This is a genomic window from Nitratireductor sp. ATLC21, from assembly GCF_057196525.1.
Map to the genome: position 1 here is coordinate 745,239 of NZ_JBXUOU010000001.1, position 26,272 is coordinate 771,510.

Annotated in this window: 23 protein-coding genes and 2 tRNA genes; 8 read left to right on the forward strand and 17 right to left on the reverse strand. The window is 59.0% G+C overall.

The annotated features are described in order from the left end of the window. Positions 1-298: 298 nt before the first annotated feature. From AC2CHD_RS03675 to AC2CHD_RS03695, 5 genes are all read right to left on the reverse strand, one after another. Positions 299-3,151, reverse strand: coding sequence for a valine--tRNA ligase (locus AC2CHD_RS03675; RefSeq protein WP_484552613.1), 2,853 nt, complete (start codon positions 3,149-3,151; stop codon positions 299-301). A 186-nt stretch (positions 3,152-3,337) separates the two neighbouring features. Further along, a complete protein-coding gene (locus tag AC2CHD_RS03680; RefSeq protein ID WP_484552614.1) occupies positions 3,338-4,132 on the reverse strand; it encodes a PopZ family protein in 795 nt (264 codons plus the stop codon). Positions 4,133-4,401: 269 nt separating this feature from the next. Next, complete coding sequence (locus AC2CHD_RS03685; protein ID WP_484552615.1) at positions 4,402-5,766, reverse strand: TolC family outer membrane protein; 1,365 nt, start codon at positions 5,764-5,766, stop codon at positions 4,402-4,404. A gap of 205 nt (positions 5,767-5,971) precedes the next feature. Next, entirely contained in the window at positions 5,972-6,646 is a 675-nt protein-coding gene (locus AC2CHD_RS03690; protein ID WP_484552616.1) for a protein-L-isoaspartate O-methyltransferase family protein, read from the reverse strand. A 220-nt stretch (positions 6,647-6,866) separates the two neighbouring features. Next, a complete protein-coding gene (locus tag AC2CHD_RS03695; RefSeq protein ID WP_484552617.1) occupies positions 6,867-7,802 on the reverse strand; it encodes a pirin family protein in 936 nt (311 codons plus the stop codon). Positions 7,803-8,064: 262 nt separating this feature from the next. Here AC2CHD_RS03695 and AC2CHD_RS03700 point away from each other — a divergent pair, with 262 nt between their 5' ends. Next, positions 8,065-9,006, forward strand: a complete 942-nt coding sequence (locus AC2CHD_RS03700) for a hypothetical protein (RefSeq protein WP_229449024.1) — start codon at positions 8,065-8,067, stop codon at positions 9,004-9,006. A gap of 113 nt (positions 9,007-9,119) precedes the next feature. Here AC2CHD_RS03700 and AC2CHD_RS03705 read toward each other — a convergent pair. Both AC2CHD_RS03705 and AC2CHD_RS03710 read right to left on the reverse strand, forming a co-directional pair. Next, positions 9,120-9,193: transfer RNA gene (locus AC2CHD_RS03705), tRNA-Cys, on the reverse strand. Between the two features lie 118 nt (positions 9,194-9,311). Beyond that, complete coding sequence (locus tag AC2CHD_RS03710) at positions 9,312-9,611, reverse strand: hypothetical protein (protein ID WP_484553206.1); 300 nt, start codon at positions 9,609-9,611, stop codon at positions 9,312-9,314. Positions 9,612-9,797: 186 nt separating this feature from the next. On the opposite strand from AC2CHD_RS03710, the gene AC2CHD_RS03715 reads away from it, so the two are divergent. The 4 genes from AC2CHD_RS03715 to AC2CHD_RS03730 all read left to right on the forward strand — a co-directional run bounded on the left by AC2CHD_RS03715 (position 9,798) and on the right by AC2CHD_RS03730 (position 13,499). Then, positions 9,798-9,872 (forward strand) — tRNA-Asn (locus AC2CHD_RS03715). A 232-nt stretch (positions 9,873-10,104) separates the two neighbouring features. Then, on the forward strand, positions 10,105-11,649 hold the full coding sequence (locus AC2CHD_RS03720) for a CYTH and CHAD domain-containing protein (RefSeq protein ID WP_484552618.1): 1,545 nt from the start codon (positions 10,105-10,107) through the stop codon (positions 11,647-11,649). Between the two features lie 54 nt (positions 11,650-11,703). Continuing rightward, complete coding sequence (locus AC2CHD_RS03725; RefSeq protein WP_484552619.1) at positions 11,704-12,027, forward strand: hypothetical protein; 324 nt, start codon at positions 11,704-11,706, stop codon at positions 12,025-12,027. 23 nt (positions 12,028-12,050) lie between these two features. After that, a complete protein-coding gene (locus tag AC2CHD_RS03730) occupies positions 12,051-13,499 on the forward strand; it encodes a cryptochrome/photolyase family protein (RefSeq protein WP_484552620.1) in 1,449 nt (482 codons plus the stop codon). Here the strand turns inward: AC2CHD_RS03730 and AC2CHD_RS03735 are convergent, their stop codons facing one another. Continuing rightward, positions 13,500-13,805 carry a Dabb family protein gene (locus tag AC2CHD_RS03735; RefSeq protein ID WP_484552621.1) on the reverse strand — a complete coding sequence of 102 codons (306 nt, stop codon included), beginning with the start codon at positions 13,803-13,805 and terminating at the stop codon, positions 13,500-13,502. It abuts the gene before it with no gap. Between the two features lie 159 nt (positions 13,806-13,964). Further along, positions 13,965-15,944 carry a bifunctional 2',3'-cyclic-nucleotide 2'-phosphodiesterase/3'-nucleotidase gene (locus AC2CHD_RS03740; protein ID WP_484553207.1) on the reverse strand — a complete coding sequence of 660 codons (1,980 nt, stop codon included), beginning with the start codon at positions 15,942-15,944 and terminating at the stop codon, positions 13,965-13,967. 212 nt (positions 15,945-16,156) lie between these two features. Here AC2CHD_RS03740 and AC2CHD_RS03745 point away from each other — a divergent pair, with 212 nt between their 5' ends. Continuing rightward, a complete protein-coding gene (locus AC2CHD_RS03745) occupies positions 16,157-16,807 on the forward strand; it encodes a 5-formyltetrahydrofolate cyclo-ligase (protein WP_484552622.1) in 651 nt (216 codons plus the stop codon). A gap of 12 nt (positions 16,808-16,819) precedes the next feature. Here AC2CHD_RS03745 and AC2CHD_RS03750 read toward each other — a convergent pair whose 3' ends face one another. After that, positions 16,820-17,293 carry an Lrp/AsnC family transcriptional regulator gene (locus AC2CHD_RS03750; RefSeq protein ID WP_229449018.1) on the reverse strand — a complete coding sequence of 158 codons (474 nt, stop codon included), beginning with the start codon at positions 17,291-17,293 and terminating at the stop codon, positions 16,820-16,822. A gap of 152 nt (positions 17,294-17,445) precedes the next feature. Between AC2CHD_RS03750 and ald the strand changes: the two genes are divergently transcribed. Next, positions 17,446-18,561, forward strand: a complete 1,116-nt coding sequence (ald, locus tag AC2CHD_RS03755; protein WP_484552623.1) for an alanine dehydrogenase — start codon at positions 17,446-17,448, stop codon at positions 18,559-18,561. A 75-nt stretch (positions 18,562-18,636) separates the two neighbouring features. Here ald and AC2CHD_RS03760 read toward each other — a convergent pair whose 3' ends face one another. The 5 genes from AC2CHD_RS03760 to AC2CHD_RS03780 all read right to left on the reverse strand — a co-directional run bounded on the left by AC2CHD_RS03760 (position 18,637) and on the right by AC2CHD_RS03780 (position 22,499). Further along, on the reverse strand, positions 18,637-19,110 hold the full coding sequence (locus AC2CHD_RS03760; protein WP_484552624.1) for a DUF1203 domain-containing protein: 474 nt from the start codon (positions 19,108-19,110) through the stop codon (positions 18,637-18,639). Between the two features lie 95 nt (positions 19,111-19,205). Then, positions 19,206-19,763 (reverse strand): OmpA family protein, encoded by a 558-nt coding sequence (locus AC2CHD_RS03765; protein ID WP_229449015.1) that lies wholly within the window; start codon positions 19,761-19,763, stop codon positions 19,206-19,208. A gap of 91 nt (positions 19,764-19,854) precedes the next feature. Then, a complete protein-coding gene (gene sseA, locus AC2CHD_RS03770) occupies positions 19,855-20,709 on the reverse strand; it encodes a 3-mercaptopyruvate sulfurtransferase (protein ID WP_484552625.1) in 855 nt (284 codons plus the stop codon). Positions 20,710-20,724: 15 nt separating this feature from the next. Further along, positions 20,725-21,465 (reverse strand): alanyl-tRNA editing protein, encoded by a 741-nt coding sequence (locus tag AC2CHD_RS03775; RefSeq protein ID WP_484552626.1) that lies wholly within the window; start codon positions 21,463-21,465, stop codon positions 20,725-20,727. Beyond that, complete coding sequence (locus AC2CHD_RS03780) at positions 21,465-22,499, reverse strand: cysteine synthase A (protein WP_229449013.1); 1,035 nt, start codon at positions 22,497-22,499, stop codon at positions 21,465-21,467. The genes AC2CHD_RS03775 and AC2CHD_RS03780 overlap by 1 nt, the downstream gene beginning before the upstream one ends. 201 nt (positions 22,500-22,700) lie before the next feature. Between AC2CHD_RS03780 and AC2CHD_RS03785 the strand changes: the two genes are divergently transcribed. Then, positions 22,701-23,537 carry an SDR family NAD(P)-dependent oxidoreductase gene (locus AC2CHD_RS03785; protein ID WP_484552627.1) on the forward strand — a complete coding sequence of 279 codons (837 nt, stop codon included), beginning with the start codon at positions 22,701-22,703 and terminating at the stop codon, positions 23,535-23,537. 2 nt (positions 23,538-23,539) lie between these two features. On the opposite strand, the gene AC2CHD_RS03790 is transcribed toward AC2CHD_RS03785, so the two are convergent. Next, positions 23,540-24,754, reverse strand: a complete 1,215-nt coding sequence (locus AC2CHD_RS03790) for an MFS transporter (RefSeq protein ID WP_484552628.1) — start codon at positions 24,752-24,754, stop codon at positions 23,540-23,542. A 132-nt stretch (positions 24,755-24,886) separates the two neighbouring features. Then, a complete protein-coding gene (locus tag AC2CHD_RS03795; RefSeq protein WP_484552629.1) occupies positions 24,887-26,248 on the reverse strand; it encodes a DEAD/DEAH box helicase in 1,362 nt (453 codons plus the stop codon). Positions 26,249-26,272: the final 24 nt, after the last annotated feature.

The window sequence follows — 26,272 nt, forward strand, 5'->3', positions numbered from 1 at the left end:
CTATCGGATATTGGCGGAGCAACGTGCTCTGTCAGGCTCAGCAAAGCCGCCATGGCCTTAAAATTCCCCTCAAATCGACACATTTCGCTCCAAAGCAAACGCGAATTTGAAGCAAGTTGCACAATAGCAACACCTGTCAGAGATTTCGTGAAAACGTCACAAACCGGTCGCGCGGAACGTCTCCGACACGCGTCGTCGCCATCCGATCACGAATCATCAGCCCAATGAGAAAGCCGCGCCCACCTTGCAGGTTGAGCGCGGCTTGTGACCCTCTGATCTTGGTCCCAGACCCCTGTCGTCAGCCCGCTTCGTTCACACGGGCAAGCGCCACTTCGAGACGTGCCTTCGCATCGGCGAATTCCGCCAGTTTCTCGCGCTCGGCCGCAACGATCTCCTGCGGCGCATTCGCAACGAATTTCTCATTGCCCAGCTTCTTTTCCAGCCGCTGCATTTCCGCGGAGGTTTTGGTGATTTCCTTTTCCAGCCGCGCAGCTTCCGCCGACAGGTCGATCAGGTCACCAAGCGGCAGGCAGAACGTGGTGTCGCCGAGCACGATCTGCGCTGATCCCTTCGGTGCTTCTCCCGCAAAACCAAGCTCTCCGACCCGCGCAAGGCGTCGAATGGCCGGGTCGTGCCGGGCAACACGCGCCCGCGTTGCCTCATCGGCATCAACAGCCACCAGAGGCGCCGTCGCAGACGGCGGCACGTTCATTTCGGCGCGCACAGAGCGTATGCCGGACACCAGCTCGACGAGCCAGTTGATATCGGCGGCCGCATCCTCATCCTCAAAGTCTGGGGCCGGCCAGCGGGTTAGCGCCAGAACGCTATCCCGGCCAGCGTCTCCTCCTGTATGCGCCCAGAGCTCCTCGGTCATGAACGGCATCATTGGATGCAGAAGCTTGTAGGTTTCCTCAAGCACATAGGCCGCACACGCGCGGGCCTCCGCCTTCGCCGCCTCATCATCCCCCGCAAAGACAGGTTTCAGAAGTTCCAGATACCAGTCGCAGAAAAGGCTCCAGACGAACCGGTAAGCCGTCCCCGCCGCCTCGTTGAAGCGATATGTCTCGATGCTCTCGGTAATTCCCCTGGCAGCCCGCGTCAGCTCGGTCAGAATCCAGCGGTTTATGGCGAGCTTCGCATCCCCAGGACGGAAATTCTCGTCACGCTTGACCCCGTTCATTTCGGCAAAACGCGTTGCATTCCAGAGCTTGGTGCCGAAATTGCGGTAACCAGCCACACGCGCCGGGTCCAGTTTCACGTCGCGGCCTTGCGCTGCCATGATGGCCAGCGTGAAGCGCAGGGCATCGGCACCATACTCGTCGATCAGCTCGAGCGGATCGATGACATTGCCTTTCGACTTCGACATTTTGGCGCCGTTCTTGTCCCGGACCAGCGCGTGGACATAGACCGTGTGGAACGGCTCCTTCTCCATGAAATGCATGCCCATCATCATCATCCGGGCGACCCAGAAGAAGATAATGTCGAAGCCCGTCACCAGAACCGAGGTCGGGTAATAACGTGCAAGCTCAGGCGTCTTGTCCGGCCATCCCAGCGTTGAAAATGGCCACAGAGCTGAGGAAAACCATGTGTCGAGCACATCCTCGTCCCGGGTCAGGATCTCGCCTGGCTTGAAATTCTCAAGCTTCTCTTCAACCCAGGCCTTCCACGGCCCTTCGTGCGAAATATAGTGCTGGATTGCAGCCTCAAGCGCGGTTTCTTCGTCCTTCTCGACGAAGACCTGCCCATCCGGGCCGTACCACGCCGGAATCTGATGCCCCCACCAAAGCTGGCGGGAAACACACCATGGCTGAATGTTTTCCATCCACTCGAAATAGGTCTTTTCCCAAGTCTTGGGCACGAATTTCGTGCGGCCTTCGCGCACGGACGCGATCGCCGTTTTCGCCAAGGTCTTTGCGTCCACATACCACTGGTCGGTGAGGAAGGGTTCAATCGGCACGCCGCCGCGGTCGCCGTGCGGCACCATATGCTTGTGGGGCTCCACCTTCTCCAGAAGCCCCGCCTCATCCATCATGGCGACAATCTTCTCGCGCGCCTTGAAGCGATCGACACCATCGAGTTCGGCGATCGTGCGAGCAAGCGGCGCATCCGCGCCTTCCAACCCTTCGAGAAAGGCTTCATTAGCCTTGAGGGCTATCGTGGCATCGGTCGCCATGATGTTGATCTGTGCCAGATCATGGCGCTTGCCGACCTCAAAATCGTTGAAATCGTGCGCAGGTGTCATTTTCACCGCGCCGGTGCCTGCTTCCGGATCCGGATAATCGTCGGCCACGATCGGGATGCGCCGGCCAACCAGCGGCAGGAGCACATTCTTTCCGACCAGTTCCTTGTAGCGCGGATCGTCAGGATGCACCGCCACGCCGGAATCGCCCAGCATGGTTTCCGGACGGGTCGTGGCGACCACCACATAGTCACGCGTCTCATAGCCATCCGGCTGGCCGTCCGACGGCCGCCAGGTCACCCGGTTGCCATCTTCATCCAGCTTGTAGGGATGTTCATAGGTCAGCCCGTCAGCCAGCGGGTAGCGGAAATGCCAAAGATTGCCATTGGTCTCGATCTGCTCGACCTCGAGATCCGAGATTGCCGTCAGAAGCTTCGGGTCCCAGTTGACCAGACGCTTGTCCTTATAGATCAGTTCCTGCTTGTAGAGCGAAACGAAAACCTCCACCACGGCCTTCGAAAGCCCCTCGTCCATGGTGAAGCGTTCACGCGACCAGTCGCAGGAAGCCCCCAACCGTTTCAGCTGGTTCATGATCGCGCCACCGGACTCGGCCTTCCATTCCCAGACCTTGTCGATGAATTTTTCGCGGCCCATGTCGCGGCGATGCTGCTGTTTCTCCATGAGCTGACGCTCGACAACCATCTGCGTGGCAATCCCCGCATGGTCCATGCCCGGTTGCCACAGAACGTCCTTGCCGCGCATGCGCTCGAAACGCACCATGATGTCCTGAAGCGTGTTGTTGAGTGCATGCCCCATATGCAGTGAGCCGGTCACATTGGGGGGTGGAATGACGATGGTAAAGGAGTCCGCGCCCGCTTCCGCGCCGGCTCCCGCCTTGAAGGCATCGGTCTCTTCCCAGCGAGCGGCGATTTTCGGCTCGACGCTTGCCGCGTCGTAAGTCTTTTCAAGCATGAGGGTTTCCGCGCTAGAGCAATCCCGGGAACATGCAAACGGCCCCTCCGGAACTGCGTGGAATCAACAATTGATCGCTCCGCCACCCCGAAGAAGGCGACAAAGCGGCAAACCAGCAATCTGGTCTCTTCACAGAACGGTGTAAAGCCGAAGGGTCAGGTCAAGTCAACCGGCAGAGGGCGCAGCCTACCCGCCACGCGCGATCCGTTCGATCTCCTCGCGCACAAGACGCTCGACAATGGTTGGCAGATTGTTGTCGAGCCAGTCCTGCAACATGGGCCTCAGCATTTCTTCGGCCATCTGATCGAAATTGCGCCGCCTGCTGGCTTCAAAGGCTTCATTCAACTCGCCGAATGCGGCAGCCACCTTACGCCCGGTATATTCCGAAAGGATGCCCTGTTTCGCTTCCTCGGTCCGCTCGGCGGCAGCCGGTAGGCGGGGCTCATCGTCATGGAGCTTATTCTCGACACGACCAGCACTCTCAACAGAACCCGGTGCACTCTGTACTGCATCAACCTCGGCGATCCGTTGCATCAGCCCGCGATCAATTGTGGAGGCAAACGATGAGGATGAACCAGCGACATGCGCTCCCGGCACCTCAGCATCAGAGGCTACTTCAGGATCTGACGTCTCTCGCAACTCCGACTTGAAGGTTTCAACGTCACCCGACATGTCGGCGCTCGGCGTTTCGTCAGGTCTTGGCGGCTGAATGGATGAAGCTTCCTCGCTTTCCTGGTTCGGCTGCCGGCTCGAGACCTGATCCGGGGAAGCCGCCTCGTTCCGCTGCGCTACAGCCTCGTTCGCAGCAATGGCCTCAGGGCCCGCTTTCTCGGATGATTTTGCTGAGGGGGCGTCATTGTCCTCAATGATGCGACGGATCGAGGCGAGTATTTCCTCCATGGAGGGCTCACGTTGACTCCCGTTGGAAGTCAGCGCCTCGACTGCAGCTTCCATCTTCTGCGCCCCAAAACCCTGTGACATCGTCAAACCTGCCGCCTCCAGCTGCGTCCGCCTCACCTGCCTGCGCGGACCCGCGATCTCAAGTCCATCCGGGCGCCGGAACAGGCGGTCGAATCATATGAAGAAGCGTAACGCACGGTCAGCCTTATGAGAATCCCCGCGCCCACGCAGTTTCAGGTTGCACACAAGAATGCCGGACTCAACGAAGTCCGGCATTCATCAAAACTCAATTTTCGAAAGAGGCGCGTTTCGAAAGAGGCGCGCCACGTCAGGGGCGGAACAGGTCGCCCTCAGCGACCATCCGGGGTACGCAGACCGTACCACTTGTCCTTGACGGCCTGGTAATGCTCTTCAGGACGATACTGGCTGACCTGAAGACCAAGCCGGCTGGCTGAGAGCCGGCCCGTTGCCGAGAGAATTGCGTAACTGGCAACCACGATGTCACGCTCCGCACTGACTTGATTGATCTTTGCGTCAATCACATCCGCTTGCGCATTCAAGACATCGAGCGTGGTGCGTTGCCCCACATTACGCTCTTCGATCACACCATTGAGCGCCAGTTGGGCAGCCTGCACCAATTCACGGTTGGCCGCGAGCGATTCGCGCGCAGCCTGATACTGGCTCCATGCCGAAACCACGGCCGCGCGAACCTGATCCCGGCTCACATCGAGATTGATGCGCGCCTGACCGAGCGTTTCCTTGTTTTTGCGCACCTGAGCGGAAGCCTGTCCACCCTGATAGATCGGGACGGTAAGATTAAGCCCGATACGCGCACTGTCTCTCGATCCGTCGCTCGAAAGGCCCGGTGAGGTATCCTGATAGCTGTGAGACAGCCCCACGGACCCCGAAAGCTGCGGCAGGAAAGCGCCCTCGGAAGACTTTACACGGAAAGAGGCGGTGTCGATCTGATGTTGACGCGCTTTGATGACCGGGTGCTCCGCAAGACCGAGTGCGAGGGCACTATCCAGATTTTTGGGAAGCAAATTGGTCAGAGGGCCTGCCGCTTTCAGATTGTCGGGCGCATCGCCGATAAGCTGACGATAAACGGCCGAACTGGAGGTTACGGCTGCGCGAGCCGCACTGAGCTGCGCCAGAGCCGCCTGCCGACGCGCCTGCGCCTGCGCAACGTCGGTTCTCGTCCCCTCGCCCACGTCGAAACGCGAGCGTGCCGAACGGACCTGCTCCTCCAGAAATTCCAGATTCTGTGCCCTTAACGCCGCGATCTGGCGATCACGAATCACGTCCATATACGCGCTGGCAGCGTTGAAGAGCGTGTCGAGTTCCTGATTCCTCAACGCCTCATTGGCCGCCCGAACCGAAGCCTCGGCAGCCTCAACATTGTTTCGTGTCTGAAAACCGTCGAAGATCGGCTGCGTAAGCGAAATACCAAATTCGCCGGTGCGAATGTCGGTGCCATCATTGTGGGTCAGTGCGAGCGAAGCGGTGCCCTGGACTCGTGGCCGCATGCCGGACTTCGCGATCGCCACATCTTCATCCGTGATTCGAACGCCTGCGCGTTCCGCATTGAGGGTAGAGTTGTTCTCGTAAGCCTTCGCCAGGGCACCCAGGATGGTCTCGGCGGAAACGGTGACTGGCGTTGCAATCAACGCAGAGGAGGCCACTAGGGGGATAAGGAAACGACGGTAAAAAGGCACGATCTGTCAACCTCGGACTGTTATCGGCAGCCGCGTCTTTCAGGACACCACCACCCCGACTATGTGTTCCGGTCTTTCGACCGGCGACCACGCCCGGGAGACAATTGCAACGCCATGTCCCCCACCCCCAAATCAGGCGCTCTTTAAAAAGATGTTACATCAATCCCTTGATCAATTCCGTTGCATGAAAGCAACAAGTCTCACCTCAAAAAATGAATGCCGGCTCTTCTTGAAATCCGGGCAGCGGCCTCACTGAGAGGTTGAAGGCTGGCCGGCTTGAAACGATGCCGTCGTCCTTCACGAACAGATGTGCCTGTGCCGCATTGCCTTCCCCGATCACTGCGACGAGACGTCCACCGTCGCGCAATTGATCCAGAAGGGTTTGCGGCACGCGGTCCACGGCACCACCGACAATGATCACATCATACGGTGCATCATCTGCATATCCGCCCTGCAAGGCGCCGCCTACAACCGCAACATTGACGCAACCCAGCTCGTTGAGCGCCTCTGTCGCCATTCCCGAAAGCCCTTCGTCACTCTCCAGCGCAACAACAAAACTGGCGAGACGCGACAGCACGGCTGCGGAATATCCGGTACCCGACCCCACATCGAGAACCACATCACTGGACTGAACGTCGGCGAGCTGAACCAGCTTGCCGAAAGCTGCGGGCTCCATCAGGTAGCGCGCACCGTTTCCTTCGGCAGCCGAAGCGATTTCAATGTCCTCGTCGATATAGGCGAGCGCCTTCTTACGTCCCGGCACGAAGGCCTCGCGTGGAATCTCACCCATCGCTTCAAGAAGTGCGCTGCTCGTCACATCGGACGTACGCAGCTGCCCTTCCACCATATTGGCGCGCTGTTGGGAGAAATCGATTGTCATGCGTCTGTTCCCGAAGCCCGTTTTCGCACGATCGAATGAAGAGGTTTCCCGCTTTGGCGAAAACAACGATTTGAAGGGTTTGCTAACGGCTGCCGCCGCCCCTGTCAATCGCTCTAGGGCAGCCAGTCGTGGACCACTGACACGGACAGAAATGCCAATCGCCATAGGGGCGCGAACGGGTCTGACCGGAAGCAGACACGGCCATGCGCTGCTCAAACGCTCAACCAGGAAGCGGTACGAATTCCTGGTCGTCACCATGGGGTAGGTCAAAAAGCCCTGCGCCCCATTTTGCATTGCGCCAGTCGTTCTTGGCCGCTTCTATCCTCTCCTGCGAGGACGCCACGAAGTTCCACCAGATATAACGCGGCCCACTCATCGTGGCGCCGCCGAGAACCATCAAACGCGCGCCATTCGCTCCAGCCCCCACCGTAATGGCATCGCCGGGGCGGAAAACCATCATGCGCCCTGCCTCGAAGACCTGCCCGGCGACAGATATTTCACCTTCGGTGACATAGATGCCGCGATCCTCATGGTCGTCCGGCAGTGGAAAGCGCGCACCTGCCTCCAGCGTCACATCAGCGTAGAACATATCGCTATAGACGGTCGCCGGCGCCGTTTCGCCGTAGGCGCGTCCCAGAATGAGCCGCAAGCGCACGCCATCATCGCTGATTTGAGGAAGTGTCTCTTTGCCGTGATGTTCAAAAACGGGGGACGCGTCTTCCATTGCCTCAGGCAATGCCACCCAGGTCTGAATGCCAAAAAGACTGTGCGGCCCCTGCCTTGATGCGGCACTTGTACGCTCCGAGTGGGAAACGCCTCGCCCGGCAACCATCCAGTTCAGCGCGCCGGGGTGAATGACCTGATCCGAGCCGATGCTGTCGCGATGATGGAAATCGCCACGAAACAGATAGGTCACCGTGGCCAATCCGATATGCGGGTGCGGCCGAACATCAATCCCCTGACCGGTCAGAAATTCCGCAGGCCCCGCCTGGTCGAAGAAAATGAACGGCCCCACCATCTGTCGCCGCGGCGCAGGCAGCGCCCGCCGCACCTCGAACCCGCCGATATCGCGCGCCCGTGGAATGATCAGCGTTTCAATGGAATCGGCCTCGATATCATCAGGACATCCCGGCGTGAGAGCAGGATTCCAGCTCATGGCAGCATCCTTCGCAGCAAGCATTCTGTTTGAGAAATCCTATCACTCGGTTCGACGGCCTGAAACGTCGCTCCTATTGACAGTCCGTCACCTTCCACGGGGCACATGGTTTCAAGGGCGGCAGCGCACCCTGGAGTGCGTCGGGTGCAGAAAAGAACGCCCCGTATGTGACCGGCAGGGGTATCCCGGTAAGTCGAATTCATGAGTTGCGTTCGGGGCAATATCCGGCACCGTTTTCGATCAAGAAACCGGCGGGCAAGACATGATGAAAGCATATTTCCCCTTTGCATTCCTGTTTCAGCTGATGCTGATTACTCCTGCTTTCGCCCTGAATCTGGAGGTCTGCAATTCGGGCGAGCAGACGGTTTTCGTTGCTCACGCGGAATCCTCCTTGAATTCACCTTACCGGGCCGTCGGCGGATGGACGCAACTGACATCGCGCAAATGCTGGAAGCGCGAAGCGCCGAAAATGGAAAGGATGTCGGTTCTGGTGGCTTATATAGACAAGAAGGGACGGCTGGGCGCCGTTCCGTTTAATCCCGATTTCCGAGCCGGCGGGCAATATCGGCTTACCCGAGGCCCCTATTCATTCTGCATCCATCCCAAGGATGGTTTTTTCCGTCCCCGGGCTCGACCAGGCGGCAAGCACTGCCCGCGCGATATGGTTTCCGCCAAGTTCCCTTTCTATATCGCCGGCCGACGAGCGGCAGGCAGTCTGGCCAAACTTCATGTCTCCGTTGAGCCAGGCACGCTCCACGAAGATTACGCCGTCATCCCCTGGGAGCCCGCGAAAGCCCCTCCTGACCCGCAGGAGGAGCGCTACGCAGATGCAGGCAGGATCGATCTGCTGCGCGGTCCAAGCGCCCTGCAGATCGAAGCCGCAGAATATCGAAATCTTCAATTTCGCCTGCAGCTTGCCAATGCCCTGATTCTTAAAGATGCGAAGCTGAAGATACACGCGCTCGATCTGGACCAGTGTCTGTCGACCAAAAATGGTCCGTTCTACTGCCGGTACAAGCTTGATGCTCGGATTGAAGCGTCGAAGGAGATGCGTCCGATGGCCCAGCTGCTAAACCTCGGGTTTCTCTTCAAAGGCTACTACTGGTCCTCCTTCACCGTAAGCCGTGGTCGCTGGGTGATCGAGAAGCAATATGAGGGCTGCAGGCTTTCGGAAGTGCATATCAAATGCTGGAGCCGCAAATAAACGCCGACGGCGTGATTCGTCTTGTGCGCCCCGCAAAGTCAGCACAATGGAGCCGGCGCGAACGGAAACGACCGACGCCTAACGTTTCACTTGCGCTGGGTAGAAAGAGAATTTGGAGGCCTCGCCCGGAATCGAACCGGGGTGCAAGGATTTGCAGTCCTCTGCGTAACCACTCCGCCACGAGGCCATGCCGCAAGCGGCAACGGGCTGTTCAATAGGTTGCGTCCAATTCCTCGTCAAGCGGGCAAATGTGATTGCTGCTAAAATAAACGCAGAGTCAGCGCGGTTCCACTTCAGGAACCTGGTCATGAATCGCGCGCGCTGTGTTGCCCTTGGCTGCGTTGACTGCGCCTGTTCCACCAAACGGTCACTTTGCGTCTTTGGCGACGCACGAATGCGATGTCGTAGGAGAGTATCAGCAATCCAAGTGGGATCATCCAAAAGCCAAGCACAGGCAAAAAGCCGAACAGGCCCAGTACCACCAGCATGCAGCCTCCTCCGATTCGGGCGAGCCGCGAACGGGGAATGGGAATCCTTTTCCCCATGAGAGAAACCGAAGGGCGTCCGTTCCGCGCTGCCTCGGTATCATTGTTTTGCTGATCCATACGTTGTTCCATCGCCCTTTGGCGGCCAATCAATCTCGTCCATACCAATACCGGACCTTCCATATGCGTTGCGAAATCCTTGATTGGGAGGGGCGACCGGAAAAAATCCGCGAAAATCACAATTGGCGCTTTGCAAAGCTGAATTTGGTTTGCTATAGGCACGCTCACTCGCACGAGCACAGGCATTCCCCGGTAGCTCAGTGGTAGAGCAACCGGCTGTTAACCGGTTGGTCGCTGGTTCGAATCCGGCCCGGGGAGCCACTTTTCTTTGGACAATTCGTTATAGCGCAGTCGCCTTTGGGCACGATTGTATTAGCCCTGGATTCCGCACCTTGTCTGAGCGGTTTGTCCCAGCGGATCTTGTCGCCCTCCCCACAAATCTCATGCGGTTGAGAACGGCTTGCTATGCGAGAATGTTTCTTCACCCATCGATCCGGTCTAGGATGAACTGTAGCCAAGCCCTCTCGTCTGCTCATTTGTGCGGGGATTCTTCTTGCCCGAAATCGAGTTGAAGCTTTTGCTGGAAAAGCAGCAAGTGCCCACCACGCTCGCGCGCATAGAGCAATTGCCCCCTGCCATACGAAGGATGCGCGGCACGCGGCACCTGCGCAGCTTTTATTTTGACACGCCGGATGGTGTGCTGCGCAACAACGGGATTACGCTGCGCCTGAGGTGTACCGGCACGCAGTGGGTGCAGACGGTCAAGCTCAACGGGTCCATCAAAGGTGGGCTGTCCAGGGTCACCGAAATCGAGGGCGTGGTTCCTGACGGCGTGGTTTCGGTCGATGCAATCGACAATCGGAAGGTCCGAGACCATATCATAAAGCTCGTTGAGAACGTGCAACTCCAGACAGTTGCCGAAACCAGCATACGCCGTACGCAGGTCGACCTCCATCTCGAGGACGGCACAAGGGCAGAAATCGCGCTCGACAGCGGCGCCGTGAAGGCAGCAGGGCGCAGCGCTCCTCTTCACGAGCTCGAAATCGAACTGATCGACGGGCAGCCGGCTGGTCTCTACCGGAGCGCGCGCATGATACTTCCGGATGGCGCCTTGCGATTCTCCCGCTATTCAAAGGCGGCACGCAGTGTGCTCCTGGCCGAAAACGGCTATATCGAGCCCCCGGCCTCGCCCCGCAAGGCCCTGCGCGTTCCGATCACCCGCAAGAGCGGTGTTGGCGAAGCCGCGCAAGACATATTGCAGGAATGTCTGGCGCAGATTTCAGCAAACATCGAGGCTGTCCGGCAGTCCGAGGATGTCGAGGGCCCGCACCAATTGCGCATAGGCCTACGGAGGCTGCGCAGTGCGCTTTCGCTCTTCGACCGGGTGATCGGGCGTCCCATCGCCGACCAGTTCGCCAATGAGGCGCGCTGGTTGGGTCACGAAATTGGGCGCTTGCGCGATCTTGACGTCGTTTTGAACGATATTGCCCGCCCATTCTATGCAGACATTCACCAGGAACCCGGCGCGAACCTCGTTTTGAGCACCCTTGAACGGCACACTCGCGATGTCCGGGCCGATCTTCGGCATACCCTCTCGGCGGAACGCGTGAACGTCTTTTTGCTTGGTCTCTCCGAGTTGATCCAGACAGGTCTTCACGCTCCGTCGAAACCCGACCGAAAGCTTAAGGATCTGGCAGACGAAAAGCTGAGCAAGCGGTGGAATCACCTCTTTGCACGTGCAGAAGGGATCGAGAGTTTCACCACAGACCAGAAACACGGGCTACGCAAGGCGCTGAAAAAGCTCCGCTATGCCATAGAGTTTCTCGGTCCGCTCTACACCCCCGCCAGCGTAAAGCGAATATCCAGCCGGTTGAAAACATTGCAAACGATGTTTGGGAGTTTGAACGATGCGGCTGTGACTGAACTCGTTCTCAGCAAGCCCCCCCTCTCCTCCATCAATGACCCGTCGGCTCAACGCGCCATTGGCCGGCTGTGGGGGGCTTGCGAGACACGCAGCGTGTATGATTGGCCTGCAACCATCGAAGACTGGAAGCTGTTGCACGAATCCTCCCCGTTCTGGAAGCATATCGAGCCCTAAACCGACAAGCTGTTCCCACGGTTGGGCGCAAACCTTCCTCCATCGCAAACACAGATGCGTGAGCCAGCAGAGAGCGGTGGAACATTTTTTGATCGTGCCGATTGTAGATCAACACACCAAATTCGGGCGGGAATGATGAAACAGTTCACAAAGACAGCGCCACGCGCATCGCTGGCCAACTTAACGCGCGCGCTTCCAAACGACATCGTTGCGGCCCTGGACCGTTTCAGTGCCATGGAGGGAGCGGGCATGACCCGTGAGCAAGCTCTTCTCACGGCACTCAGAACATGGGCTCTTTCACGCGGGTTGCTAAAAACGGAAGAAGGCGGCGGCGAGGGCTTGCGGCCCGAGCAGCTCAACGCCACAAACGATGATTGATCCTCTTGCGCATGGGAGATCACATGCCCGTCGATGATGAGCGCCCGGTCCTACTTCTGTTCCGGCACGATTTGCGCGTGGGCGACAATCTCGCTCTCTGTGCCGCCGCTGAGTCGGGTCATCCCGTTGCCGCAGCGTTTATTCTCGATGAGCAAAGCGAAGGCGCCCGACCGTTGGGCGGCGCACGGCGCTGGTGGCTGCACCACAGCCTGACAGCGCTGAAAGAAGCGCTTGAAAAGCCCGGATTGAATCTGGTTCTTCGTAGAGGCCCCATGGTGGAGACAGCCACATCGCTGGCCCAGGAGACCGGTGCAGGAACCGTTTTCTGGAACCGGCGCTATGACCCCGCGGGCATCGCATCCGACACCCGGATGAAGTCCGTTTTCAGAGAGCGCGGGATTGAAACGGACAGCTTCTCCGGCCACCTGCTTCACGAGCCATGGCGCTTGAAGACCGGTTCGGGGGGACCCTACCGGGTTTTCACGCCTTTCTGGCGTGCGATGAGGGACACCATCCACCCGCGCCCGCCTGCCGATCCACCGGTACAGGTCAAGCACTATGAGGGCCATCTGCAGGGTGACACGCTGGACGGCTGGAATCTCCTCCCGCAGAAACCCGACTGGTCGACAGGCCTGCAGGAAAGCTGGACACCAGGCGAGAGGGGCGCGCGCGAAAGACTGGCAGACTTCGTGGATGGAACCGGCGAAAACTACAAATCCCGCCGCGATCTCATGGCCGTGCCTGGCACCTCGGGCCTCTCACCGCATCTCGCGCATGGTGAAATCACCCCATTCCAGATCTGGCAGGCATTGGACGGTGAAAGCGACATCGACGAAGAGGATCTGCAAACGTTTCGCAAGGAAATCGGCTGGCGCGAGTTCTGTTGGCACCTTTTGTTCCACAACCCGAGCCTTGCAACGGAAAACTACAATCGCGATTTCGACGCGTTCCCCTGGCGCAAGGATCACGATGCGTTGCAAAGCTGGCAGCGCGGCGAGACGGGTTACCCCGTCGTCGATGCGGCCATGCGTCAGCTCTGGGAGACCGGCTGGATGCACAATCGCGCGCGGATGGTCGTCGCCTCATTCCTCGTGAAACATCTGGGCATCCATTGGCGTGAGGGCGAGGAATGGTTCTGGGACACACTGGTTGATGCCGACCCCGCCTCCAACCCGGCCAACTGGCAATGGGTGGCTGGATCCGGTGCCGATGCCGCACCGTTCTTCCGCATCTTCAATCCCGTCCTTCAGGGCGAGAAATTTGATCCGAATGGAAATTACGTCCGCCGATACGTGCCCGAACTGGCCCCACTCCCGGACAAACACCTGCATCAGCCTTGGAAAGCCCCCCAAAGCGCTCTTGAGAAGGCTGATGTAGAACTAGGTCAAACCTATCCACGCCCGATGGTTGATCACAAAACTGCCCGCGAACGTGCGCTCGACGCGTATAAATCCGTCAGGAATGCTGGCTGACTATGCCGGTCTGCCGGATTTACTGGAAACGAAATCCGCAGCCATGCGCATCTCCCGAAGAGGCCGTACCTTTGCAGTACATGCCTGGTAGGTCGGATGAGCCTTGTACGCGGCGAGTGCAGCTTCGTCACGGAACTCCGCATAAACGATGACATCCACCTCAGTGCCGATCTGATCGACCTTGCGGTTGAGACCAACCTCAAAAAAATCCGAATGCGGAATGTCAGCCAGCATGCCAAGGCCCTCGGCAATCCGCATTACGTCAGCCTCATCCTTGGCGCTGAAGAAAACGATGTGTCGAATCACGGGCCTGCCTCCTGAAATTGTGCCCGCAGATCGCGCCGTACCATACGAATGTCAATGCATCGCCATGTCGCTGGAGCGGAATCAGAATCTCAACACCCTTCAGCAAAGAACTGTTTCTTATACAAAAAAGGCCGAGCTTACGGCCCGGCCCACCAGATTTTATCGCCAAAGCGTAATGCGATAGAGGGCGAAACCCTCCTGCCCCTCGCCCGCGGGTTCAATCGAAACCCCCTCGACGCTGGAAGCGAATTCCGCTCCTTTCGGTCCCGTTTCGAACAGGACCGATGTGTCCGGCAATGGTTTGAATGCCCAGTTGGCATCGGCCGTGGGGTTGATCGTCCCCTGCTCGACAATATAGCGCACGATTACATCACGGTTCGTATCGGGCGCGGCAAAGATCACTTTGTCTGGGCCGATACCGGGGAAGTTTCCCCCTCCACCGCCACGATAATTGTTCGTCGCCACAATGAACTTCTGAGCCAGGTCAATGGGTTGGCCATTGAATTGCAAGTCAACGATACGGCTTGATTCCGCGTTGAGAAGCTCGCCCTTGGATGAATATTTGGGCGGCTGCGACAGGTCGATCCGATAGGTCACACCGTCGATCACATCAAAATTGTAGGAGGGGAAGGATGGGTCGAGCAACGGTTGGTCTGCCTTGCCCGGTTTCACCTGGTTGAAAATTCCAGCGGACATTTCCAGCCATTCCTTCACATCCGCCCCGGTCACCAGAACGGCCTGAACCGTGTTTGGATACAGATAGAGATCGGCCACATTCTTGATGGCCATATCGCCGGCCGGCACGTCCGTATAATAGTCGGGGCCGCCGCGACCACCCGCCTTGAAGGGCGCTGCCGCCGACAGGACCGGCAGATCCTTGTACTCGCCATCCTTCAGCATGTCGGTGATGTACCAGGTCTGTGCCTGACTCACGATCTGCACGGAGGGATCGTCGGCCACCAGCGCGAAATAGGAATGCAGCGGCGCAGACGTCTTGCCCACAGCCGTGCGCACATATTTAAGGGTTGCCTCGTGGTCGTCGCGGACCGCTTCCTCGACCTCCGCCTTGCTCTCGACGAGCGGCTCGGTCTGGCGTTCCACCCGCTTGAAAATCGGGCGCGCCTCGGAGGTCGCATTCACGACCACCCAGCTCTGCCCGTCCCTTTCCAGAAGCAGGTCGATGAGACCCAGATGCGAGCCCCAGAAACCGCCCATCACGGCCGGCTTGCCTGCGATCGTGCCCTTCGCATTGTCCACGCCTTCGATCCCCTCGAACTTCGGACCGGGAAAGTCGAGATGGCTGTGACCGGTCACGATCGCATCGATGCCCTCAACGCCCGCAAGCAACAAAGACGCATTTTCGAGGTTTTCCTCATATTGCGCCGGACCGATACCGGAATGAGACAGCGCCACCACGATGTCGGCGCCCTCCTCGCGCATCTGCGGCACCCAGGCCTCCGCCGCGCGAATGATGTCGCGCGTCATCGCCTTGCCGGTCAGATGTTTGGAATCCCAGTTCATGATCTGCGGCGGAACAAAGCCGATCAGGCCGACACGAATGGGATGCTCCGCCCCGCTGCCGTCCTTCACTGTCCGGTCAAGGATGACATAGGGTTTCAGGAACAGGTCATCATCGCGTCCATTTGCGGCAAGCTGTCCCTTGGTCAGATTAGCACAGACAAAGGGAAAATTGGCGCCCGCAAGCACCTTGAACATGAAATCGAGCCCGTAATTGAACTCGTGATTGCCAAGCGTGGAGCAATCATAGCCCAGCGTGTTCATGCCCTTGATCACCGGGTGAATGTCTCCCTCGCGCATGCCGCGCTCATAGGCGATGTAATCCCCCATCGGGTTGCCCTGGAGGAAGTCGCCATTGTCGACAAGGATCGAGTTCGTCGCCTCGGCGCGGATTGCGTCAATGATCGATGCGGTGCGGGCGAGCCCCATCGTGTCATTCGGCTTGTCCGCGTAATAATCATAGGGAAAGACATGCACATGCAGATCGGTGGTCTCCGTGATGCGCAGATGCGCCTGGTTCACCGAAGCTTTGGCGGAAAAAGGGTGCATCAGCACCATGGAACCTGCGGCAGCAGAGCCCGCCAGGAACGAACGGCGGGACATGGAGGCGTATGCGGACATCATGATCGTCTCTCCTGGGCCTTTGAAAAGAACCGGCGAAGGAGCATGATTGCGCCGTCGCGTTGAGACTTCCAGCAAAATCTCGTGACGCCGGCGTGACACGGGTCCAGGCCGCTCCATGACGGTCGTCTGTCGTGTCCAGGACAGGATTGCAGCAGCAGCCGATGCAGCCTCCTCAAGGCTGACCGCTTTGAACGATGGGGAGAGATGCGATGAACGATGAAGCAAACGAACGTAAAATGACCTATGCCTCTCCACCCTGCTTCATGCACGAGCTGGCCGACGGAGCCGGTTCATCCCATGAGGAGGTTTGGCCGGAGGTTCGCCGCTGGCGCAGGGCCACACGCGAGCGCCTGATCACTGAGCGCCTAGCCATCCCCGCCGCCGAGCGCGCGCGCCTTGCGGGCGTCATTGCGCAAAAGCTCGACGCTCTGATCGGAGATCCTTCAGGCCGCGTCCTTGGCCTCTACTGGCCGTTTCGGGGCGAACCGAACCTGCGCCCATGGCTCGCCACCCTCGATAACCGCGGCGCCACGCCAGCCTTGCCGGTCGTCATACGGAAAGCCGCACCCCTCCTCTTCCGCCCCTATCGCCCGGGAGACAGGCTTGAACGCGGGGTCTGGAACATTCCCGTTCCGTCAGTCGACAAGACGGTCATTCCCGACATCATCATTTCCCCGCTGGTGGGTTTCGATGCTTCCAGCTACCGACTGGGCTATGGTGGCGGGTTTTATGATCGAACCATCGCCGTCTTGCCGAAACGGCCGCTTCTCATCGGCATCGGCTACGCCCTAGCCGAAGTGCCGACGATCTACCCGCAGCCCCACGACATTCCAATGGACCACATTGTTGTTGCCGGCTGATTGCCCCCGCCGTCAGGCCATCTGCGGTTTCAACCCCATACCGGTCCTGTCCACCACCTCGCGCAACGCGAAAGCGGAATTGATCTTGATCACATGGGGCATACCGGTCAGCCACTCTTTGTGAATCCGTTCGTAATCCTGCAGGTCACGCGCCGCAATCCGCAGGATATAATCATACTCACCCGACATGAGATGGCAGGACACCACATTCGGACAGCGCTGCACTGCCGCCTCAAACTCGCTGAGTGTGCGTTCAAACTGTCCCGAAAGCGAGATATGAACAATGACGGTGACGCCATGGCCAAGGGCTGCATTTGAAAGCCGGGCATGGTATCCTTTGATGACGCCGCTCTTTTCCAGATTGTCGAGGCGGCGCGAACAGGCTGACTGCGACAGGCCCACCTGTTCCGCAAGCGCGGAATTGGATATTCGCCCATCCTTCTGCAGAACTTCCAAAATGGCGATATCAATCCTATCAAGAGCCATTCTTCGAAATTCCTCCCAAGTTCTCGCGATTTTACGCAAGAAATAACGAAAAACCAGCCGCAGCGCAAATAACTTCGCAAAGACGTTCGGCCGTTTTTGTGGTCTCATCCATTGAGCCAGAAAAATCGCTGCTAAGCCCGGAGGAAACGCCCATGCGCGTCGGCTGCCCGAAAGAGATCAAGAATCACGAATACCGTGTCGGCCTGACGCCCGGTTCGGTACGCGAATATGTGGCGCACGGGCACGAGGTGCTGGTGGAAACCGGTGCGGGTGCGGGCATCGGTGCCGATGACAATGCCTATCGTGGGGCCGGCGCCATCATTGCCCGGTCGGCGGAGGAGGTCTTCGCCAAGTCGGACATGATCGTCAAGGTCAAGGAGCCGCAGCCCGCCGAATGGGTACAGCTGCGCGAAGACCAGATCCTCTACACCTATCTTCACCTCGCGCCTGACCCGGATCAGACCCGAGGTCTTGTCGATGCCGGCGTCACTGCGATTGCCTACGAAACCGTGACCGACACGCGCGGCGGCCTCCCCCTGCTTGCTCCCATGTCGGAAGTGGCGGGCCGTCTTGCGATACAGGCTGGTGCCACCGCCCTTCAAAAGGCCAATGGCGGACGGGGCGTGCTCCTTGGTGGCGTTCCGGGCGTTCTTCCCGGCAAGGTCGCCATCATCGGCGGCGGCGTGGTGGGTCTCAATGCGGCCAAGATGGCCGTTGGCCTCGGTGCCGATGTGACGATCATCGATCGTTCCATTCCCCGCCTGCGCAAGCTGGACGACATCTTCAATGGCCGCGTCCACACGCGCTACTCCACCGTTGAGGCGTTGGAAGAAGAATGCTTCTCTTCCGATGTCATTGTCGGCGCCGTGCTCATTCCTGGCGCTGCAGCGCCCAAGTTGGTCACCCGCGAGATGCTTTCGGGCATGAAGAAGGGCGCCGTGCTGGTCGATGTCGCGATCGATCAGGGCGGTTGCTTCGAAACCTCGCATGCCACCACCCATTCTGACCCCACCTATGAGGTCGACGGCATCATTCACTATTGCGTGGCAAACATGCCGGGCGCCGTGCCCGTTACCTCGGCACATGCCTTGAACAACGCCACACTGCACTATGGTCTGCAGCTTGCCGACAAGGGCCTTAAGGCACTCGTCGACGATCAGAACCTGCGCAATGGCCTGAACGTCCACAAGGGCCGCATCACAAACCAGGCCGTTGCCGAAGCGTTGGGCTACGAAATGGCCGAGCCGAAATCCGCGCTCGCCGCCTGAAAATAAACACTCTGCCTCCAACGTTGCCCGCCGGAAACGGCGGGCTTTTTTGTTCGTTGCTCGAGGTAAAGGCGGTCAGGCCCGGTCTATGCGCACCTGATAGCAGTTGTATTGCGCAGAACGCATGTGAAGATAGGCAATATCTTCACGCTGCAGGAGTTCGTGTGCCCGCGTACAAATATCCTGTTTCGGCGTCACTGCCCCCGTGCCATAGACAATACGATCGTCATGACCGTAACCGCGCACAAGCCATTCCGTGCGGGCGCGAAACAGTTCGGGCATGACATCGCTGTCCGGTGCCCGTTCGCATTCGTCCGCACACAGAAAAATCGGCCCCGTCTCGGCATAGGGCTGGGTCTGCGGAAATGGCCGGTACGCCAGGACAAGATAGGGTTTTCCCTCAGGTACCGAACGAAGGCAATGGCGGCATGGAACACCACTGCCGTCCGATAATCTTCGTTCGGGCTTCATCCCATAAGCATCGGGTGCGCCATTGCGAAAGGCGTTCGCTTCATCGCTCGTCATGGCCACAAATTTGATCAGTCCCATAACTGGTCTCCTTCAATAATGAAGGGACCAGTTTGCCTGCCGGATTATCCACTTCCACCCGAATCCAGCCAAATCCGCCTGTCAGCGTCCTCTTGTCAGCGCAGGAAGTCGTCGATGCGGCGCAGGGTCACGCGCCGGTTGCGCCAGTTCTCATTGGGTGTGGGCACCAAAAGAAATTCCTCGCCATAACCAACTGTCTCCAGCATACGCGCGGGCACACCGAACTCGCGCACCAATACGCGCCTCAGTGAAGCAGCACGGCGCTCGGAGAGTTGCTGGTTGTAGCCGAAAGACCCGACCGCATCCGTGTGCCCTTCCAGAAGCACAATGGTTCCCGGCCGCCGGCGACGCAGCTGATGCAGGGCATTGGCGATCTCTTCCACCTTGCGAAACTGGGAGTAAGGGATCTCAGCCGAATCAAAGCCGAAATTGATCGCCTGAATATCGATGGAAGGCGCACGACGGCGCAGGTCGGGCCGGCGTTTCAGTTCGCGCACAGTCACACGGTCCTGCGGGCGTACGCGCCTCGTTGGAGCTGCCTCCAGGCTCCGCTGAATGCGAGATGCCGAAGGCATGGTGGATTGTGCCATGGCCGCACTCGGCAAAAAGGCCGCTGCAATGACGGTCCCAAGCATCTGACGGCGATTCAACATGGAAAGCTCCTTTCAGGAAACAGGTTCGTCCGTTCTGGCGATCTTTGTGCAAGACGTCTGAATTCAGGATGAACGTGCTGTTGCCTGTCTTTCAGCCTTCCTTCCCGGTCACAACTTGTGTGTCTTCACGGCCACCCCACTCACTCCAGGATCCGTCATAAAGCTGATTGTCCGTGTGCCCCAGCGTTTCCAGCGCCAGCGTGATCACCGCCGCAGTCACCCCGGAACCACAGGATGTCACCACAGGTCGATTTAGATCGATGCCCGCCTGTTCAAACAGCGCCCGCAAATCCGGCGGTGCAAGAAGCCTGCCGTCGCGCGCAAGAGCCGAAGCCGGCACATTGCGTGCTCCTGGCATGTGGCCCGAACGCATGCCAGGACGCGGCTCCGGATCTTCACCTGTAAAGCGTCTCGCGGGACGCGCATCGGCGATCTGCGCTGATCCGTCTTCAACAGCCTTCCGTACAGCATCGATGTCGGCGACACGCGTTTCATCCAGCGCAGCGTTGAAAACGGAGGGAGCGATCTTGGTTGGCTCGTTGGTCAGCACACGCTCCTCGGCCCGCCAGCCGTCCAGGCCGCCATCGAGAACCCGCACATCTTGCGCGCCCATGACCCGGAACATCCACCACACACGCGGCGCAGAAAACAGGCCCGGCCCGTCATAGACCACGATGGTGTCGGTTTTGGAGATCCCCATGGCGCTCACATGCCGCTGAAAGGTTGCGGCATCTGGCAGCGTATGCGGCAAATCAGAACCGGCATCCACAACCGCGTCCTGATCGAAAAACACCGCCCCTGGGATGTGGGCTGCCTCGTACTCCGCCTTCGCATCTCTCCCTTGCGCCGGCAGATACCAGGAGGCATCGACAATGGAGAGACCGGGTTGATCCAGTCGGTTCTCCAGCCATTCGGACGAAACGGTAAATCGGCTTGTTTCACTCATGGGATCCTCGCGATATCAGTTTGCTGGCGGAGGGCCAAAACGAATGCGGAAGCGGCGGTTCTCCCGCCCCTTTTTCTCGATCTTCCCGATATGGATTTCCCCGACTTCGGCCGTGTTCGCAACATGCGTGCCGCCGCATGGCTGGCTGTCGACGCTCGCCTCATCGCCGATACAGACAAGCCTGATGCGCCCAGCCCCCCGCGGCGGTCGCACATTCTTCGATTTCACAAGACCGGGATTGGCATCAAGCTCCTCCTCACTGATCCAGCGGGTGAAGACAGGATGTCCCCCGTTCACCAGCTCCATCAGCCTGGCGCTGACATCCTCCTTGGTGACGCTTGCATCGGGGAGATCAAAGTCTACCCGTGAATCGGCCTCATTCACCGAAGCCCCGGTGATCGGAAAAGGACAGATCACGCTCAGAAGGTGACAGGCCGTGTGCATACGCATCAGCTTGAAGCGGCGATCCCAGTCGATCGTTAGCTGCAAAGTCTCGCCCATCTCGGGTAAAACCTGCTCCGCAACGGGCACATGGATGATCTCATCCTTGGTCTCCCCCGTCACCGTGGCAGCGATCTGGATAATCGAGCCATCCTCGCGGACAAAGCGTCCGGTGTCGCCCGGCTGCCCGCCAGACGTGGCGTAAAACATCGTGCGGTCCAGAACGATTCCGCCGCGATCATTGATCCCGATGACGCGCGCCGCGCCTTCGCGCATATAGGCATCATCTCGAAAAAGCGCTTCCGTCTGCGCCATCAGGCAACCTCCTCGAACGGAACGTCGATCTCCGGAGATTGATCCATCCAGCCGGGTACAGGCAGCCCCTTTTCGCGCAGGAATGATGGATTGAAGAGCTTGGACTGGTAGCGCGTTCCGTAGTCACAGAGGATCGTCACAATGCGATGCCCCGGCCCCAGTTCCCGCGCAAGCCGGATGGCGCCGGCGATATTGATCCCGGTCGAGCCGCCAAGACACAGCCCCTCCTCCTGCACCAGATCAAAGACGATCGGCAGCGCCTCGTCGTCGGGGATCTGGAAAGAGAAATCGGGCGCAAAGCCATCCAGATTGGCCGTGATACGCCCTTGCCCTATACCTTCGGTGATCGACGTGCCCTCGGATTTCAGTTCACCCGCAGTGTAATAGCTGAAAAGGGCCGCCCCCATCGGATCGGCCAGTGCCACCTTCACATCTCTGCTTTTGCCGCGCAGGCCCTCTGCCACTCCAGCCAGGGTTCCCCCTGTGCCGACAGCCGAAACGAAACCGTCGATCTTTCCTCCCGTCTGCTCCCAGATTTCCGCAGCGGTTGTGCGCACATGGCCTTCCCTATTGGCGACATTGTCGAACTGATTGGCCCAGATGGCACCGCTCTGCTCCGATTTTGCGAGCTGCTCGGCAAGGCGGCCGGAAACCTTCACATAATTGTTCGGGTTCTTGTAGGGGACAGCCGGAACCTCGATCAGTTCAGCTCCCAGCACCCGCAAGGCATCTTTCTTTTCCTGGCTCTGGGTCTCGGGAATAACAATCACGGTGCGATAACCCAGCGCCTTGGCCACCACTGTCAGGCCGATGCCGGTGTTGCCCGCAGTGCCTTCCACAATGACGCCGCCTGGCTTCAAAAGCCCCCGTTTCTCTGCATCGCGGATGATAAAAAGCCCGGCCCGGTCCTTGACCGATTGGCCCGGGTTCATGAACTCGGCCTTGCCGAAAATCTCGCATCCCGTTTCTTCGGAGGCCCGCTTGAGGCGGATCAGTGGGGTATTGCCAATGGCGTCCACAACCGAGTTTTTCATGGCATCCTCTTTCGATTTTTGCGGAGGTTAGAAAGCCCATAGCGGCGTTGCAAGGTGCGATTTTGCGCCACAGCGCAAAAGCACGCAAAGCTGTCGCTTATTGTATGCCTGCAGAAACGATTTCCGTGTGTACTGTCCACAAGGCGCTTTTCAACATGCGCCACGCCCGATAAACCTGCCCCAAAATTGGAGGGGATTGGGATGGCGCTTTACCGGGCCAATCCAAAGGATGGAGTAGCATGGATCACCGGCGCCAGCACCGGCATCGGACGGGCGCTTGCGGTGCGTCTTGCCGGCCAGGGATACACTGTCGCCGCCACTGCCCGCGCCGAAGATGGTCTTTCCTCCATCACCCGTGAAGCAGAAGATCTCGAAGGGCGAATATTCGTTTTCCCCTGCGACGTGATGAACGAAGCAGGGATGGAGCGCACCGTTGCGCAAATCGAAAAAAATCTCGGACCTATCACGCTGGCAGTCTTCAATGCAGGAACATATTTGCCGGTGCGGGGTGACCGGCTTGAAACCACCAACTTTGTTCGCAGCTACCAGATCAATGTTTTTGGCACACTGAACGGCTTGATTCCGGTGTCCGACCGGATGCGTGACCGCGGCTTCGGCCACATCGCGGTCATGGGCTCTGTCACCTCTTTCTTCGGAATGCCGTCCGCTGCCGCTTATGGGTCGACAAAAGCCGCGCTCAACAATCTCGTCGAAGGTTTGCGCTACGATTTCGAGAAGCTCAACATCCGGACTCAAATCATCAATCCGGGCTTTGTTGCCACGCCGCTCACCAGGAAGACAAATTTCTCTATGCCGGCACTTTTGACCGCGTCGGAGGCTGCCCGCCGCATCGATAGAGGCCTTCAAAAGGGCGGGTACGAAATCACCTTCCCAAAGCGGCTGGTCTGGCCGCTTAAATTTCTGCGGCTCTTCCCATCGTCCTTGATCTTTTTTGTCATGTATCGCCTGACTGGCTGGAACAAGCGTTCCCTGGGACCACGTAAGAAAACGGAAAAACGCGCATCCGCCAAAACCTGACCTCAGCCGCCATGCCTCCGCTCGATCTCGGGCGGAGCATCTTTGCAGGCCAGGTATATCGCCAGTGAAAGAGCAATCAGCGCCGCATAGAAAACGAACAGGGTCTGGTACGCTGCTACCGGATCGCCAGGCACGGTGGATACTGACACAACGCCACCGGTGAGAAACTGCATCACCCCGGCGCCGCCCACTGAAAAGAAGTTCAAAAGTGTCACGCCGCGCCCCGTCAGATGGGCTGGAACAAACGCTCGGCCATGCGCCATCAACAGGCCATAGCTCGCGCCACACAGGCCGATGACCACAAAGATGGTCGTGGTTGTGACAATAGACGTGACCGGGCTGATAGCCAGGAACAGGATCGCCAAGAGCCCGATGAGGTTGCCGCCCACGGCCACCCATTTCCGTGTGCGAAAAAAAACGTCCAGCGGGCCGTAGACAAAACTGCCGGCCGACATCGCCAGCGCCATGAAAAGCGTGGCCTTCCCGATCATCAGCGCATCCGCGCTATAGACCTCGGAAAGATAGGGCCCGGCCCAAAGCCCGCGAATGCCTGCGGCGGGCGCATAGTTCAAGGCAGTCAAAGGAAGGATTGGCCAGAGCACGCGAAGGCTGAGGAGCTCGCGATATCCCTTGAACCCCGAACCGGTTTCCTGTCCAGTTTCTCCTGCCGGGGCAGGATCCCGAACAAGCAGATGAATGGCGATGCCGGTGAGAATCGTGAAAAAAGCCAGCCCGCCCATCACGCTTCGCCAGCCAAAAGCTTCTGCCGCCGCAGCCATCGGCGCAGATCCCACAACATTGCCGAGCGTCCCGAAGGCGACCAGCCAGGAAATGAGGATGGTAAGGCGTCCCGCCGAAAAGGATTTTGCGAAGATGAACACGGAGGCCATCAAGACGGCAGAGCACCCTGCCCCGTTGAGTGCCATGGCAAGAATGATTGTGCCAGGCGTCGGCGCGAGTGCAAACATCAGCGCGCCACCCCCGCCACAAACCGTCAGCAAAAAAGCTGCCGTGCGGCGTGGGCCATAGCGGTCGAGCGACACGCCCACCACGAACTGCATCAGGGCAAAAACAACGAACCACGCACCCGACGCCATCGAAAGCTCAGCCTTGGTGGCACCGAGTTCGGTCGTCAACGCCGGGGTCAGGACAGCCAGAAACGACCGGTAGAATTGCGACAGGACATATCCAATCGCCAAAGTCGCAAGACCGATCATCGCTTCGCCATTCCCTCCCGTTCTTGCCACAAGCCCAGACAGACTTGGCCTAACCGAACAGGCCGCCGGCGACAATTGGGCCAGACCGGCCTATCGGCCGATCAGCCCTGATCGTGAATATGGCTCAAAAGGCTAAGCGGCGCGCATGCCAGGCCGCCTGTTGCGGTTTCTGCGGCGTCGGCGTACGGGTTTGTCGCCTTCGTTTTGCCCTTGTTCTGCGCGGTGCTGCGGTTTCGCAGCGGACCGCTGCGGTCTGCGATTTTCGCCACCTTTCGAAGGTTTCGGCGCAGCGCGACGCTCACCGGCATTGTTGGCCGGGGGCTGACGGACCGGATCAGGCTCCGATGTGTAATCCGCCTTCAATGGCAGTCGCATCCGGATAATTTTTTCCACGGCCTTAAGCTTGTCAGCCTCGGCGGGATCGCACAGCGTCACTGCCTCGCCGGAAGCGCCATTGCGGCCAGTACGCCCGATGCGATGCACATAGCTTTCGGGCTGGTCGGGCAGGTCGAAATTCACCACATGGCTGATTCCGGGAACGTCAATGCCACGCGCCGCGATATCGGTCGCCACGAGAATACGCACCGATCCGTCCCGAAAGCCGTTCAGCGCGCGCTGGCGGGCATTCTGGGATTTGTTTCCGTGAATAACGGCAGCCTCGAACCCATCACGCTCCAGATCGCGTGTCACACGATCGGCACCGTGCTTCGTACGCGCAAAGACGATCACCGATCGCATGGCCTCATCTGCCAGCATGTCGGAGAGAATCTTGCGCTTCTGCTTGGTACGCGCCATCACCAGATGCTGAGTGATCTCACCCGCCGTGGTCGACTGCTTTGCAATTTCGACCCGCAAGGGATCGTTGAGCAGGCTTTTTGCAAGCCCCTCGATTTCCTTGGGCATGGTCGCGGAGAACAATGCGGTCTGGCGCGCAGGATGCGTTGCACGCGCGATGCGCCGCACATCATTGATGAAGCCCATGTCCAGCATTCGATCGGCCTCGTCGAGCACCAGCCAGCGTGTTTCGGCCAGCGAAAGCTCGCCTGACCGCACGATATCGGTCAGTCTGCCCGGCGTCGCCACCAGGATGTCGACACCCTGAGCAAGCCGCTTCACCTGGCTGTTGCGGGAGACACCACCAAGAACCAGCGCTGTGGCCAGATGCGCGTGGCGCGAAAGTTCACGCACCACATCGTCGATCTGCACGGCCAGTTCCCGCGTCGGGCACAGGATCAGCGCCCTGGCGGTCTTGCGAACCCGTTTGGAGCCAAGCGCGATGATCTGCGAGAGAATGGGCAGTGAGAAAGCCGCCGTCTTGCCGGAACCGGTCTGTGCGATTCCGAGAACGTCGCGCTTAGCAAGCATTGCGGGAATGGCCTTCTCCTGGATCGGCTTGGGGGTCACAAACCCCGCATCTTCAGCCGCCTTCAACAGTGAGCCCGTAATTCCCAGTTCCGCGAAACCAATCTGTTTCGCATTGTTGTCATTGGTCAATTTGCAATCTTTCCCATGCTGACG

Excerpts from the sequence above, each read along its gene's own strand:
- AC2CHD_RS03675 (WP_484552613.1), bottom strand. The coding sequence starts at position 3,151 with ATGCTTGAAAAGACTTACGACGCGGCAAGCGTCGAGCCGAAAATCGCC.
- AC2CHD_RS03680 (WP_484552614.1), bottom strand. The coding sequence starts at position 4,132 with ATGTCACAGGGTTTTGGGGCGCAGAAGATGGAAGCTGCAGTCGAGGCG.
- AC2CHD_RS03690 (WP_484552616.1), bottom strand. The coding sequence starts at position 6,646 with ATGACAATCGATTTCTCCCAACAGCGCGCCAATATGGTGGAAGGGCAG.
- AC2CHD_RS03695 (WP_484552617.1), bottom strand. The coding sequence starts at position 7,802 with ATGAGCTGGAATCCTGCTCTCACGCCGGGATGTCCTGATGATATCGAG.
- AC2CHD_RS03700 (WP_229449024.1), top strand. The coding sequence starts at position 8,065 with ATGATGAAAGCATATTTCCCCTTTGCATTCCTGTTTCAGCTGATGCTG.
- AC2CHD_RS03710 (WP_484553206.1), bottom strand. The coding sequence starts at position 9,611 with ATGGATCAGCAAAACAATGATACCGAGGCAGCGCGGAACGGACGCCCT.
- AC2CHD_RS03725 (WP_484552619.1), top strand. The coding sequence starts at position 11,704 with ATGCGTGAGCCAGCAGAGAGCGGTGGAACATTTTTTGATCGTGCCGAT.
- AC2CHD_RS03730 (WP_484552620.1), top strand. The coding sequence starts at position 12,051 with ATGCCCGTCGATGATGAGCGCCCGGTCCTACTTCTGTTCCGGCACGAT.
- AC2CHD_RS03740 (WP_484553207.1), bottom strand. The coding sequence starts at position 15,944 with ATGTCCGCATACGCCTCCATGTCCCGCCGTTCGTTCCTGGCGGGCTCT.
- AC2CHD_RS03745 (WP_484552622.1), top strand. The coding sequence starts at position 16,157 with ATGAACGATGAAGCAAACGAACGTAAAATGACCTATGCCTCTCCACCC.
- AC2CHD_RS03750 (WP_229449018.1), bottom strand. The coding sequence starts at position 17,293 with ATGGCTCTTGATAGGATTGATATCGCCATTTTGGAAGTTCTGCAGAAG.
- ald (WP_484552623.1), top strand. The coding sequence starts at position 17,446 with ATGCGCGTCGGCTGCCCGAAAGAGATCAAGAATCACGAATACCGTGTC.
- AC2CHD_RS03760 (WP_484552624.1), bottom strand. The coding sequence starts at position 19,110 with ATGGGACTGATCAAATTTGTGGCCATGACGAGCGATGAAGCGAACGCC.
- AC2CHD_RS03765 (WP_229449015.1), bottom strand. The coding sequence starts at position 19,763 with ATGTTGAATCGCCGTCAGATGCTTGGGACCGTCATTGCAGCGGCCTTT.
- sseA (WP_484552625.1), bottom strand. The coding sequence starts at position 20,709 with ATGAGTGAAACAAGCCGATTTACCGTTTCGTCCGAATGGCTGGAGAAC.
- AC2CHD_RS03775 (WP_484552626.1), bottom strand. The coding sequence starts at position 21,465 with ATGGCGCAGACGGAAGCGCTTTTTCGAGATGATGCCTATATGCGCGAA.
- AC2CHD_RS03780 (WP_229449013.1), bottom strand. The coding sequence starts at position 22,499 with ATGAAAAACTCGGTTGTGGACGCCATTGGCAATACCCCACTGATCCGC.
- AC2CHD_RS03785 (WP_484552627.1), top strand. The coding sequence starts at position 22,701 with ATGGCGCTTTACCGGGCCAATCCAAAGGATGGAGTAGCATGGATCACC.
- AC2CHD_RS03790 (WP_484552628.1), bottom strand. The coding sequence starts at position 24,754 with ATGATCGGTCTTGCGACTTTGGCGATTGGATATGTCCTGTCGCAATTC.